This window comes from Psychroserpens sp. BH13MA-6 (assembly GCF_052983595.1).
This window is the reverse complement of record NZ_JBRJGE010000001.1, coordinates 81274-96954: the sequence shown is the minus strand read 5'-3', so window position 1 is coordinate 96954 and position 15681 is coordinate 81274. Positions and strand designations below refer to the sequence as shown.

The 15681-nt window shown below is 39.6% G+C and carries 5 protein-coding genes; 1 reads left to right on the top strand and 4 read right to left on the bottom strand.

Features of this window, described 5'->3' with window-relative positions:
- Positions 1-104: 104 nt before the first annotated feature.
- Complete coding sequence (locus ACU8DI_RS00415) at positions 105-4910, bottom strand: HYR domain-containing protein (RefSeq protein ID WP_447111550.1); 4806 nt, start codon at positions 4908-4910, stop codon at positions 105-107.
- A gap of 607 nt (positions 4911-5517) precedes the next feature.
- Here ACU8DI_RS00415 and ACU8DI_RS00410 point away from each other — a divergent pair.
- Complete coding sequence (locus ACU8DI_RS00410; protein ID WP_447110761.1) at positions 5518-13200, top strand: HYR domain-containing protein; 7683 nt, start codon at positions 5518-5520, stop codon at positions 13198-13200.
- Positions 13201-13501: 301 nt separating this feature from the next.
- Here the strand turns inward: ACU8DI_RS00410 and ACU8DI_RS00405 are convergent, their stop codons facing one another.
- From ACU8DI_RS00405 to cydB, 3 genes are all read right to left on the bottom strand, one after another.
- Positions 13502-13915 (bottom strand): DUF6691 family protein, encoded by a 414-nt coding sequence (locus ACU8DI_RS00405; RefSeq protein ID WP_447110760.1) that lies wholly within the window; start codon positions 13913-13915, stop codon positions 13502-13504.
- Between the two features lie 4 nt (positions 13916-13919).
- The gene (locus ACU8DI_RS00400) at positions 13920-14477 is read right to left on the bottom strand and encodes a YeeE/YedE family protein (RefSeq protein ID WP_447110759.1); all 558 of its coding nucleotides are present in this window, start codon (positions 14475-14477) and stop codon (positions 13920-13922) included.
- A 166-nt stretch (positions 14478-14643) separates the two neighbouring features.
- Positions 14644-15681 (bottom strand): cytochrome d ubiquinol oxidase subunit II, encoded by a 1038-nt coding sequence (gene cydB / locus ACU8DI_RS00395; RefSeq protein WP_447110758.1) that lies wholly within the window; start codon positions 15679-15681, stop codon positions 14644-14646.

The window sequence follows — 15681 nt, the reverse complement described above, 5'->3', positions numbered from 1 at the left end:
AGACTTGTTAGAAATAAATAGGTTTAATTAAATAGTGGCGCGGGAGTTCAATAAAAAAGCTGGTTTTTTTATGCTTACTAAGTATGAAATGAATGATTCGCTACTTAATTTCCAATCAATATTTGCTTGCTCGTCATACCCAAATTCGTTTCTACTGAAATGATATAGCCACCAACAGCTAAATTGGAAATAGGAAGTTTCAAGATATTATCACTATTAGGAGAGTTTATGTCAGTCCATGTGCGAACCACTTGCCCTAACACATTATATAATGTGCATTTTGTTATGGAAATAGTCGGTGACTTAGCGATATGAATCTCGTTCAAATTATTGACGTAACTAATGTCAATCGCATCTTTAATATTTGAATCTACAGAAAGTGTCTCACTATTCGCAAATACGATAAAAAACCGGTTATGATACTGTCCAGATTCTAAATAAATTTGATAACTAATGTCGTTTATCTGATGGTAGGAACCTAAAAGAGCATCAAAGACATAAACGTCAATCTCACTGTCAAAATTTTCTAATTCATCCAAGCCAATTTGATTAATGCCTGATGTGCCTACAGATATATGTAAAGGGTAAACACTGTCATCGGAGAAAGGACCTACTCCCTGAATAATATACGATGCTCCATCAATGTCCCATGACATATCGCTTGAAAGTGATTCCGTATTTATTCCGTCGTAACCATAGTTAACACCATCGTCAGCTAAACCGTTGGGAACAAACGCTAATAGTAGTTGTCGCTTGGCATTTTCGGGCGATGTAAATGAAACTCTAAGTCGCTTTATGCTCGTTTCATTAGGTGTTGTATCTTCTGAAGCTTCCGTAGTTCTCATAAATACAGATCCTGAATCGGAAGGACCTGTCACCATTTCTTTAACAAAAACTCGCTGATCATTTTCAAATAACACTGAACCACCTGTAGTATTGCTTACAACATAAAATCCTTGGGCTACAGGAATATAGCGTTCTGGAATTTTTGAAGGTGTTCCATTACTACTTATTTCGGGTGGAGACACCGCACCAACACCTCCTGAGAGATTATAGGCAGCATAGCCTCCTTCATATTCAGATAATACATGGCTCGTATTCGTGTTGAAATGTTCCCAGAAATACAGGGTTCCTTGTGTGGCAGAAACATTATCATTTATAAATGTATGAGCGTCTAAGGCTGAAGGATAAGGATTGCCAACAAGGGCTTGATTTCCGGAGGTAATAGGTATCGTAATTGTCCCATTATTAGGTTGCCCGATAAACGAATAATTTTGAAGGGCACTACTACTACCACTGCCTTTCATAATGAAACCTAACCCTACATCAATGCTTGAATTTTCATCCACTGCTTGCCAGTCTGCATAAGAGTTCTCTGGAAAATTTTCATAGGTATAGAGCCAACGATTACTCAATGTGATTGGATTGGTTGTAGGATCTGCATCGTGATTGCTAGTCCATTGCACATTCATGTTGCCATCAAATAACATATTGCCTATGGTGTAGGTATTGCCATCGTTACTTACTGGAGCGCTCCAATAGTTGTAATTGTATAAATTAGATGTGCCTTGTTGATCTCTAATGAGTCGACCGTTGCCACTGTAATCAATCACGCTTCCCATATCCTGTAGCAGTTGTGATTCGCCCATTAAATGCAGTGTCGCATTAGGATTATTAAGTTTCAAGTAATCAGTTATTCTGAGGCCTTGACCATCAGTCGTATTTGAATTTTCAATAGTTAGTATATTCGAGTCAACGATGAGTCCCAATACCGTAATGTCACGATCGCCTGAAGACACATCATGACTCGTGCTCACAATATTCCAATCAATAGGTGTGCTGCCATCTATTGCCGTACTGCCAGGAATAAGTTGAGAAGTGCCATGTAACCATGTGTTGCTGTCATCCCAAAGACCTGTCGCTTGAGTTTGATAGGGAATTGGTGCTGTTTCTGGTTGAAACGTTGTCATAAAACGTAAGGTCCCATCAATGGTATTCGCATTATTCGATAGCAAAACACCTGAACTGATATCCGTGTTTTGATTCATTTTGTAATAAGCATCTAGATTACTCCAAACAAGCCCATTGATAGGCAACGGAATACTTACACCATAAATATTACCATCAATGACATTTGTTATAGGATTCTCATTCGTAATTTCTTGATTCATCATGAACCTGATCTGATTAGGATCTAACGCTGTATTCCAAATTCGAAATTCGTCCAGACCACCATCAAAATATAAATCAGCGGCCACAGGCGTTACAATGGTTTCTTCCATCGCGCCAAGAATAAAGTCTACTGAATTGCTAATTGGTGCAACACCATTCATAGAAGCGATGTTAACGCCATCTACATACAAGGTATAAAGTGAACCGCTGTGAGAGATAGCAATGTGATGCCAAGTATTATTCTGAATTTGGTAAGGCGCTGTTGACAGTGATAAGCCATTATTCCAATTGAAAGACACCACGTTATTTACGATTCTCAGGTCGTAACCATCTACTTGATTATTAGTCTCACGTTTCGATAAAATCGTTTGAACATTGGCGCTACTTTGTTCGGATTTGACCCAAATTTCAATAGTGAAATCACCTGTCACATTGAAATTGTCTCTAAATGTAATATTGTCATCAACACCATCAAAATCTAAAGCATCACATCCTATAAACGTGATGGCTACATCGTCGCTAGAATCTGGACAGCTTCCTGGGTAGTCCAAACTCCAAGTTAAAATGTAAGTTTCGCCAATGTCGCCAGTAAAGGTGGCGTTGGCATCTGTAGGATCAGAGAAACTAAAGCCGCTCGTTTGACCCGAACTTACACTCCACAATCCTGTCGTAAGTCCGCCTGGGCTGTTGGCGTTTAATACATAGGAGGTATTCGTACACACGGTATTGACATAGTCCATGCCTGCGTTGGCGACACTATTAGTGTTGTTGATGGTCACGTCAAAACTGCAAGTAGCAGTATTTCCAGCGTCATCGGTAAATTCAAAAGTATTGGTGGTGGTACCTATCGGAAAAAAACTACCGCTGCTTAAGCCGTTTAATTGATTAATGCTAACGGTGGCACTACAATTGTCCGTTGCAGTAGGAACTGCAAAGTTGACGATCGCACCACAGTAACCAGCATCTGTATTTTGGATGATATCTGAAGGACAGGTGATGGTTGGTGCTTCAGTATCTTCAACCGTGATATTGAAACTACAGGTTGTAGAATTTCCATAGGCATCAACCACTTCAAACGTATTAGTCGTGGTCCCAAGTGGGAACATACTGCCAGAGCTTAATCCGGCTGTTTGCGTGGTCATAACTGTGGAGCAACTGTCAGTGCCAATTGGAGTTGTATAGTTGACAACAGCCTGACATTCATTTAAGTCATTTGAGACCGTTAAATCTGAAGGACAGACTATGGTTGGAAGGGTCGTGTCTACAACCTCGATAGTTCTAATGACTTCAACGGCAGGATTATTGGCATTATCTACAACATTATAGGTAATCAGATAGGTGCCAGGTGTAGCGGTATCCAAACCTGAAATATCCACAACCAAGTCTGAAGCATAATCAATACCAAAGCAAGGATCTATGGCTGTAGCACCCAACTCGATATAAGGAGAACATGCCTCTATAACTTGTGGATTGTCTCCTATTAAAACAATGTCTGGAGCAGTGACATCGGCCACCACTACTGTTCTTGTGATTTGGTTAGCAACATTTCCACTGGCATCAGTAACATTATAAGTCACCGTATACGATCCTAAATTAGAAGTGTTTACTGTCGAATTATCAATGACTACATTAGACGAAATATCACCAACACAACCATCATCTGCTATGGCACCTAATTCAGTGTAAGTAGAGCAGTCCCCAATTGTTATAGGGTTTGGGCCAATTAATGATAATGTCGGTGCTGTGGTATCTACAACGGTAATTGTTCTAATAACTTCAATCGCGGAAGCACCTGCGACATTGGTCACATTATACGTGATGGTGTAAGTGCCTGGTGTGGTGACATCTAAATCAGAATCATCGATGATAATATCTGCGGAAATATCGCCTAAACAATTATCGATAGCTATGGCACCTTCTTCTGTGTAGGTATCACAAGCTTCAATGGTTTGCGTAGCAGAACCGTTAAGAGTTATTACTGGAATTTGATTGTTGACGACAGTAACGTCCATACTACAAGTCGTTGTTAACCCATCCGAAGCCGTCGCTGAAAATGTCACTGTTGTAGTTCCTAGTGGGTAGATACCGCTGGCGTCTAAACCACCAGCATTAAAATCATTACTCGTGCTCACAATACTGCAGTTATCAGTTGCAATCGCATCAGGAATAGTTACAGTAGCAAAGCACTCTCCAGCATCTGTATTGACGGTTATATTGGACGGACACGTTATGCTTGGTGGTTCATCATCTGTGATTGTGACATTTTGCGTGCAATTAACAGTATTGCCGGCAGCATCAATGATGACCCATGTAATCGTCGTAGTACCAACAGGAAATTGCGTTCCAGGAGGAATGCCAGTTGGTTGGGTGTTAAGACCAACGCAATTGTCAAAAACTGAAGGCACACCGAGTTGTTTCGGATTTCCAGGGAAATTATTCACAACGGCATAACAGAAACCAGGATCATTGGTGTAGGTAACATCGGGCGGACAAATAACTGTTGGAGCTGAACTATCATTTATTGTAACTGTAAAACTGCAGCTTTGGGAGTTATTGGAGGCATCTGTGACGGTATAGGTAACGGTTGTTGTTCCCGAAAGAAAATTCTCAGAACTGGCATCATTGATGCCATTAATCGGACTAGCGCCAACAGTAGCTCCAGTTAACGTGTAGGTTTGTGATACAATAGAACCGCAATTATCACTAACGGTAGGCGTCAATGATGGTAATAAATGAATACAGGCAATGCTAACGTCAGAAGGACATGTGATCGTTGGTGGAGTGACATCAGGACTACACTGGCTAAAGCAATGATATGCGCTTAAGAATAAGAAACTTACAAGAATGCAGAGTTGTCGCATAAATCTATTAAAAACAGAGAGCTCTGTTTAAGGTTTTAGTTTACTATATTTTTGATTGGTTTAATGAGGTTCATAGGAATTTTGGGGAAGGCTAAAAGTACGTTTAATCGTAAGCATGCTAAAAATTAATCGATTAACGGTTGGTTTAAGGTATTAATATGCATATTAATAATGAGCTTTTCAAATTCAGGAGAGCGTTAATCAAAAAAAGAAGACCAAAGCGACTTTCGTTTAATTTTCCATTAAACCCCAATACCACACATTTGGTCGAAAATGTATGACTTTCATCGTAATTCTAAACAGAACGCTTGGATTACTCGAAATAAAGTAAGATTTTTAACATGCTATTAATCAACTATCCTTCTCGTAAGAGTCGTTGAGAATCGACCAAATTCTACATTAAATTTTAAATGATTGAAGCCCTTTCGTAGACGCTTTAATCACACTTGTGTGATGGTACTAATATTAACTAACACTCATCACAATGAAACATCTTATCCTTAAGTTATCAACTGTTTTATGCTTATTATTCACGGTTGTCGTTCCAAGTCAAACTATGACTTTTGATTCGTCGGCAACTGAGCCTGGCTTTTCTATCTCTGGCTTCTTATGGGATACTAGTGGCGTTCTTTTTCCTGCCGCACCCAACGTGAATTCGGTTATGACGATTCAAAAAAATCAATTTTGCTTTGACGCTACCAGTTTTAAGGTGGCTTGCTTTGCGGGAGGAGGATGCGCTTTTCCTTCAAACGGTACATGGCGAGTTTGGTCTAATCGAGGAGATGAAACAACCTTTGTTATTGGGAGTAATCCAAATCAAATTGTGTCTCTAGGTTGGTCAGATGTACAATGGGTGAAGATTCAACTTCAGGATCCTGGGACTGCTGGTACTAATCAAACTTTTGATTTTGATGATTTTGTATATAGTGTGCCTGTGAAGACACCAGCAGCTATACCCACGATTTCAGCAAGCGCTAATCCGTCTTGTCCAAATGCAGACGTCGTACTGAATATTTCTGGTAATTTAAATGATGCAACATCATGGTATGTTTACAATACGAATTGTGGAACAGGATTTTTGAGTTCCACGACAGGATCAACTATCACAGTATCGCCAAATGTAACAACTACCTATTATATCAAGGGTGTTGACGAAAAGGGATGTGTTATAGATGGGGATTGTGGTAGTATTACCATTAATATGAAAACGCCTTCTACGAGTTTAGCTAATGTAGTGACTAGTGCTAATAATATTTGTCCAAATGAAACTGTAACGCTAACTGCCAGTGGTGGAGTAAATGGTGACGGTGCATCAATTGTCTGGTATTCAGGGCCAAATGGTACTGGATCAAATATTGGAGTAGGTACTTCCATCTCAGTAACACCTTCTACAACTACTACTTATTATGTGAGAAGAGAAGGAGACTGTAACACTACTTCTGATAGAAGCATTACGATTAACGCCGATGATACTCAAGGCCCTAGTTTAGTATGTAATGACATCAATTTATATTTAGATGATTCTGGAAATGCAACGCTTAGAGCGAATGCTTCAGCTGATTTTTCTGGAACACAGGGAACAGGGAATTGGTCTTATGGTAAATTTCCTATAGCCAATCCGAATGCTTACAGTGATTTGCCAAACTTTACAGGGTTTGTTTGGAACAATCCCGGAGTAGGTGCCATCTTGGACTTCCCTCAGTTAGATCCCAATGGTGGTCACCCACAATTTGAAGGTTTAAATGCTGCTGTTAGACGATGGACGAGCAACATGGATGGAACAATCTATGTATCAGGTGATTTTTATGATAGAGATACGAATTGTGGCGATGGTGCTAATGTGAGAATTTATAAAAATGGAACTCAAGTATATGAGTATTTAAATATTCCTGGCAGTTCTGTGCCATATAGTATATCATTGTCCGTTTCAAATGGTGATGTTATTGATTTTGCCATTGATCCAAAATTTGATGCTGCTTGTGATGACACTCATTTTACTGCCAATATTGACGTTGCAACAGCTACGGATAACTGTGGCTTGGATGCGATTACATTCAGTGCGACGTCTTTCGATTGTGATGATGTTGGTAGCAATACCATTTCTATTGTTGCCAGCGATATCCACGGAAATACTAGTAACTGCATGCCAACGATTACAGTTGTGGATTCAGTGTTCCCTGTAATTGAATGTATAGCTGATATCAATGCAGATGCGGCCAATGCCCTTGGAGTTCAGGTGAATTGGACAGAACCAGTAGTTACTGATGATTGTCCTAATCCTAGCATTTCTGTTAGCTCATCACCAACGACAGGTTTAAACAATGGTTCTGTGTTTCCTATTGGAACAACAACCGTCACTTATACAGTAACTGATGGTTCTGGAAATGCTGTAGATTGTTCATTTGATGTGATAGTTCAAGGATTAGCACCAGAAATTGAATGCCCTGAAAATATTACGGTCAATACAGATGCGAATACCTGTGGTGCTTTTGTTAATTTTGAAGCGACCGATCCCGTCGGTATTCCTGCCTCAACCATAACTTATAGCATAGAACCTGGTTCCGTATTTGGATTAGGTACTGTGACAGTGAGTGCTACAGCCACAAATTCAGTTGGTAGTTCGTCGTGTGAATTTGATGTAACAGTCATAGATAATGAATCACCAATAATAAGCGGTTGTCCAACAGGTTTTGATGTTTTTGTTGACGCTAATGGCAATGTGGAATCCATTGATTTATCCGATTTCACAAATGCAGGTGTCACTTACTCTGATAACTGTGATATAGATACCTTTGAAGTTAGCGAGAATAGCTTTAGTTGTTCAGATATTAGCGCTTTAGGATCTGGAGTGACTTTATGGATCAATGAGTTTCACTATGATAACTCTGGAACTGATACAGGTGAATTTGTAGAAGTGGCAGGCGTTGCAGGAACCAATCTCTCGGATTATAATATCGTGCTATATAATGGTAGTGGAGGAGTAGTATACAATACCATTAACCTTTCAGGAGTCATAGATGACGAAGGTAATGGCTATGGAGCCGTTGACTTCCAGTTGCCAACAAACGGTCTACAGAATGGTCCCGACGGCATTGCTTTGGTAGATAGTGCTAGTACTGTATTGGAGTTCATTAGTTATGAAGGTAGCTTTACAGCCACTGATGGTCCTGCGAATGGATTGACATCTGTAGATTTGGGTGTTGATGAGAATTCAGGAACCATTAGCGGTGAATCACTTCAATTAACGGGAAGCGGTAGCACTGGATCCGATTTTACATGGAGTGGTCCTTCAACTGATAGCCCTGGAAGTCTTAACTCCGGACAAACAATAGTAATTTCTGGTCCGCAGGTAACCTTAACAGTCACAGATGTGAATGGGAATGTGTCAACTTGTACAGTGCCAGTTACGGTAATTGATAATGAGTCACCTATTATAAGTGGATGTCCAACAGAATTCGAAGTCTTAGTAGATGCGAATGGTAATGTGGCATCCATTGATTTAGCAGATTTCACGGAGGAAGGAGTGACTTACTCCGATAATTGCGGTATTGACACCGTAGAAGTTAGCGAGAATGCCTTTGACTGCTCAGATATTGCATCGCCAGAATCAGTGGCTATCGTATGGATTAATGAGTTTCACTATGATAATTCTGGAACTGATACCGGTGAATTTGTAGAAGTGGCAGGCGTTGCAGGAACTGATCTCTCGGGTTATAGTATCGTGCTTTATAATGGTAGTGGTGGTGTCGTATACAATACCATTAATCTTTCAGGAAGTATCGATGATGAGGGCAATGGTTATGGAGCGATAAGTGCATTTATTTCAGGCATTCAGAATGGTGCTCCAGATGGCATTGCTTTGGTAGATAATGCCAATACGGTGCTGGAGTTCATTAGCTATGAAGGCAGCTTTACAGCCACTGATGGTCCTGCGAATGGTTTAACCTCTGTAGAGGTTGGATCAGAGTCTAGTGGTACCGAAATTGGTGAATCACTTCAATTAATTGGAAGCGGCAGTACTGGAACGGATTTTACATGGAGTGGCCCTTCAGAGGACAGTCCAGGAAGTCTCAACTCCGAACAAACAATAGCAATTTCTGGACCGCAGGTAACCTTAACAGTCACAGACGTGAATGGGAATGTGTCAACTTGTACAGTGCCAGTTACGGTAATTGATAATGAGGCACCTATTATCTCGTTTTGTCCAACTGGTTTTGATGTTTTTCTAGATGAGAGTGGTAATGCAGACGCTATTGATTTCAATGATTTTCTGAATGCTGGAATTAGTTACTACGATAATTGTGGAATAGATACCGTTGAGGTTAGTGAGAATAGCTTCAGTTGTTCAGATATCGGTTCTTCAGAATCTGGAGTTAGCATTTGGATCAATGAGTTTCACTACGATAATGCGAGTACTGATATAGGTGAATTTGTAGAAGTAGCAGGCGTGGCAGGAACCGATCTCTCGGCTTATAGTATCGTGCTATATAATGGTAATGGAGGTTCAGTATATAATACAGTTAATCTTTCAGGGAGTATTGATGACGAAGGAAATGGTTATGGCGCTGTAAGTGTATTTATCTCAGGCATTCAGAATGGTTCTCCTGATGGCATTGCTTTGGTAGATAATGCCAATACAGTGTTGGAGTTTATCAGTTATGAAGGTGACTTTACAGCCACTAATGGTCCTGCTAATGGGTTAACGTCTGTTAATGTCGGATCTGAATCAAGTAATACCCCTAGCGGTGAATCACTTCAATTAACAGGAAGTGGTAGTACAGGATCCGATTTTACATGGAGTGGTCCTTCAACGGATAGTCCAGGAAGTCTCAACTCCGGACAAACAATTTCAACGTCTGGCCCTCAAGTGACGCTTACATTGACTGATAATAATGGTAACGTGTCAACGTGTACCGTACCCGTTACTGTTATCGATAATCTGGCACCTGCAGTTGTATGTCCGAGTGACATTGTGGTTAGTAATGATGCTGGAGAATGTGGTGCTTTGGTGCCATTTGAAATTGATGTTAATGATAATTGTGATGGTGCAACTGTGGCTTCATCCATCGCTTCAGGTAGCTTTTTCGATGTTGGAACTACTGAGGTTACTGTGACAGGCACGGATGCATCTGGAAATGAATCGATATGCACCTTTACGGTGACAGTTGAGGACAATGAAGCACCTCAAATTGTGTGTGCGCCAGGTGGTGTGAGATCAACTGATCTTGGAACTTGTGAGTATGTTGTCTCGAATGGCGAATTTGATGCTAGTTTTACAGATAATTGTACGTCACCAAATGCGTTATTGACAAATAACATTAATAATTCTAATAGTTTAGATGGTGTTGCTTTTCCACAAGGTATCACAGAAGTAACTTGGACCGTTGATGATGGTAATGGCCAACTGGCTAGTTGTATTACGACGATAGAAGTTCAAGACAATGAAGCGCCAACCATTGATTGCGCAGAATATCAATTATTCCTAGATGGAAATGATGGTTCCGGTACTATTGATATTGCTGATGTATTAGGTTTTGCAACTGATAATTGTGATTCAGATTTAGATATTTCCTTGTCTCAAACAAATTTTGATTGTGGTGATATTGGAGGAGATTTGAATGATTTAATCATTTCAGAGTATGTTGATGGTTCGGTAGATGAATTTGGTCTGGATATCCTAAAATGTATTGAAATATTTAATGGAACTGGTGCTACAGTATCCTTAAACGATTACGAGTTATACGTCTATGCCGATGGAAGTTCAACACCAACAAGCACGTTTGCGTTGGGAGGAACCATTGATGATCGAGGTGTTTTCACTATTTGTTATCCAAACAACAATCAGCAAGCTAACGGACAAGTACCAATCTTATATAATGGAAATGATGCTATTGCATTGGTGAATAATGGTGCTCAAGTCGATTTACTAGGAATCATAGGAAATGATCCAGGAGCGACAGGTTGGAGTAATGGTAGTGTTTCTACGGCTGGTACCACCTTAGTAAGAAACGTAGATGTTTTAGAAGGTGCTACGACAAATAACACGATTGCATTTTTGGATGAATGGACGCAATATGCACTTGATGATGTGTCCAACCTAGGAACACATGACATTGAAATTGAAGGTTTTGCCAATAATGTCGTTATTACGGTGACAGATGATAATGGTAATGTCTCCACTTGCGAAGCTAGTGTTACCGTTATTGATAATACCAATCCAATTGCAATTGCTCAAGATGTTGAGGTGGTATTAGATGCTAGTGGTAACGGTTCAACCTCGGCCGTATTGGTGAATAATGGTTCTTATGATAATTGTGCGATTGGACCATTGCAGTTAAGCCAGACCACATTTACTTGTGCCGATATTGCGACCAATCCGAATCCGGTGACATTAACGGTGTTTGATGTTAATGGGAATTCATCAACAGCGAATGCTTTTGTAACCGTTATTGATGATACAGATCCTACAGTACAAACGCAAGATATTACGGTGCAATTAGGTGCTGGTGGTAATGTATTGATTACAGCGGATCAGATTGATGATGGTTCAAGTGATGCCTGTGGAATTGCGTCAATCTCTGTCTCTCCAAATAACTTTAGCTGTGGTGCAGTAGGTGAAAATACGGTGACATTAACTGTTACGGATAATAATAACAATGTAAGCTCTGCAACAGCAATTGTCACGGTGGAGGATGTTACACCACCAACAGCTGTTTGTGAAGATATCACAATCACTTTGAATGAAGATGGCGTTGCTTATATCACAACTTCGGATATAGGCAGTAATTCTTTTGATAATTGTGGCATTGGGTCTTCGAGTGTATCACCTGCTATATTTTCTTGTGAAGATCAAGGCGATAATACTGTAACGCTAACGGTTACTGATGTTCATGGTAATCAATCTACATGTACAGCTATTGTGACTGTTGAAGGAGATTTCCCTGAAGTGGAAATTACGCAGGATGAATTACCTGAATTTTGTCAAGGTGCAGCCGTTGTCTTAACCGCTAATAGTGATTTAGCGACTTCTTACTTGTGGTCAACAGGTGAGACCACCCAGAGTATTGAAGTTGAAGGCGATGGTACCTACAGTGTTACGGTCACTTCAGCAACAGCTTGTACGGCTTTTGCTGAATACACAGTAGGCGGATTTGATGCTGGTAGTTTGATTTCGGCTTATACGATTCTTGCAACAGACCGTGTGTTCTTGCAAGGTAATAATTTAGTAGAGTCTGGTGGTGTTGGAGTGACAACACCTGGAACAGGAAATATTAAATTGCACCAAGCGAGTACGGTTGTGGATTTCGGACAAGCAGCCACATTCAATTTAAATCAAGGAAGTACCATCGGCACGCAAATTTTTGCGCCTGCGAACCCAACACTTCCTAATTTCGTCTTTAATACCGAATCTACTGCGGCAAGTCCTGACGCTATTGTAGGTAACAACCAGACACAAACATTAACAGCGAGCGTTTATGACGTTGTTGATATTGGAAATAATGCAACGGTGACGTTTACACAATCAAATGTGTATATCAATGAATTGATAACTGGCAACGATGTGACCATTGAGTTTGATGGTTGTGCTAACGTGTTTATTAATGAAGCCTTTAATTTATCTCAAAATGGTGTGATTAATGCCAATGGTAATAAAGTTGTCTTCTATGTTGATGGTGATGTTCAGATCAATAAAGGGTCGAATGTTCGAGCCAGTATCTACGCAAATACCACGCACAAAATTCTGGCCAAAGGTCAAAATGGGAATGGTAATAACGATCCAGAGCCAACATATATGAAAGGGCTATTTATTGCCGATGTCGTTCAGGGTACTAAAAATGTGATATGGAGTAGTGATGATTTATGTGACCCATGTCCAATAGAAGCACCATCAAGTAGCAATCCTCCCGTGGTATTTGGTGGAGACGACTTCAGAGTGATGGCATATCCTAATCCAACAGCAACGGAATTTTCAGTAAAAGTCATTACTGAAAATATGCAGGATGATATTCAGTTGGATGTGTTCGATATGAGTAATAAACAAGTACATTCTAATACCTTCACCTATGATGAGTTATATAAATTCGGAAACGAGCTCGAATCAGGTGTTTATATTGTTAAAATAAGACAGGCCAATTCGGTTAAAGTCATTAGACTGATCAAGCGATAAGTTTATCGTATGTGATTATCTTAACTGCAAAAGCTTCAAGGCAACTTGAAGCTTTTGTTATTATATCCTAATGACTGAATGAAGGGATGTTTAATGAGATTACGATTTTTAGATGTTTTGACTTATCAGGTGATAAATCTCATTTTTAAATATTTCAGAAGGTATTATTACGGGCAATTGCTCGAATTAAAATAATCCTTTTTGAAATTTTGAAATCATGATTTTTGAGAGGTTTCTCAAGCCATAAAAAAAGCCTCTAGACTTTCTCTAGAGGCTTTTTTTTAAAGCTATTTTTTAAGTTTTAATGTGGCAGCTTATCTTTTAGTAAGCCATATAAAAAGGTACCAATTACCGAAGCAACGATGACAATAAGTATAGGGACAATGCCAACACCCACTAATGTAAACATAGGTCCAGGACAAGCTCCAGCTAATGCCCATCCTAATCCGAAGATGATACCACCAAACATGTAACGACTAAAACTCCTGTTTTTATCATTGAATTGAATGGTTTCTCCATAAAAGGATTTGATATGGAATCGTTTGATCAGTTGCACCAAAATGACACCAACTACGATAGCCGAAATTATAATGCCATACATGTGAAAGGAATCAAATTTAAACATTTCGTAAATTCTAAACCAAGAGGCTGCTTCGGATTTAAACATCGTAATTCCGAAAATAATACCAATGACTAAATATATAAGTGTTCTCATAGTACTAAAAAATTAGTGGGAAAATTAAATGAATCATCACAAGCCCTCCGATGAAAAATCCAATGACAGCGATAAGAGAAGGGATTTGTAAATCGCTTAATCCTGAAATGGCATGTCCTGAAGTGCAACCACCTGCGTATCTTGTACCAAATCCAACCAACAAACCTGCAAGGGCTAATAATCCAACGCTTTTTAGATCCCATAAGGCATCCATGTTGAAAAGTTCAGATGGGACATAAGCTTCACCTGCATCATTAAAACCTAAGGCATTTAAATCTGTGATTGTATCAGGATTGATGGCTACAGACATATCAGTTGATAGAAAATGCGAGCCTATAAAACCACCAATAATGGCTCCAAGAACCACCACTAAATTCCACCTCTGGGATTTCCAATCAAAATTGAAAAATTCAGCTTTTTTACCTGCACCACATATGGTACACATGGTTCTTAAGTTACCAGACATTCCAAAATTCTTTCCTACCATTATCAGTAAGAACATGATAAAGGCTATCATCGGGCCAGAAATATACCATGGCCAAGGTTCAAAAATCCAATTCATAGAGTTATATTATTTTTGCAAATAAAGCATATTCTAAGCGATTTAGATGTAACCTAGGTTACTTATAAGGTCATATTAATAAAATCCGTCACTATGAATAGTGACTCTTCGATCGAATCCGAAATATCAGAGTCTATTGAGATCAAAGAAAAAATAATGTTTGAATTCAATAGCTTGTCTCGTCGAGCTTTACTTTTCCTCTGAATGTACGATATACAAAAACCGTATAGCCTAAAACCAAAGGCGTTCCTATTGCTACAAATGTGAGCATAATTTTCATGGATTTCGTAGATGCTGCTGCATTGTAGATGTCGATACTGTGTTTAGGATCAATGGTTGAAAATAATAGAGTTGGATAAAGCTCTATAGCCACTAGTGCTAGCATAAGTGCGATACTGGTTGCCGAAAAGAAAAACGCCCATTTATAGCTTCTTTTCTTAGCGAGTCTTGGCACATTGGCAATGCTTAAAAATGTTAGTAGCGGCACAATAAATAGCTCCGGCGAAGATTTAAAATCATCTGATAGATGTGGAATATACAATAAGGTGTATAAGGTAGTAATGCCATAGCTTACCATAAAAAAGATAATGGCTTTATTTAAAAGTAGCGTTAATTTCGCAAATTGCCGACCATCGGTTTTGAGCAGCAAATAGATTGCGCCATGAGTCATGAACAAGAATAAAGTTGTAAATCCCGTCATAAGGGAATACGGATTTAGAAACTCGAAAAAACCAGCACCTAGATACTGAAAGTCCTCGCCAATGGCAATTCCTTGGAGCACATTACCCAAAACGACGCCCAATAAAAAGGCCAACATAATACTTGATACGCTGTAAAGTACGTCAAATGTTTTTCGCCATATGGGCCAAGATTCTTTACCTCTAACTTCGATAGAAATACCTCTTAAAATAAGAAAAACCAAAAATAGCATAAACGGAATGTACATACTCGAGAAAAATGTTGCGTACATGACAGGAAATCCTGCAAACAAGGCGCCACCGCCAATGACGAGCCAAACTTCGTTACCATCCCAAACAGGACCCACGGCGTTCAGGGCGATCCGTCTACTTATGTCACGTTTAAAAAAGAGATGCCAGGCACCCGCTCCAAAGTCGAAACCATCCAAAATCGCATAGCCAGAAAATAGACCGCCTACTACTAAAAACCACCAGGTAGGGTAATCGATGCCAAAAAGTGTTTCCAT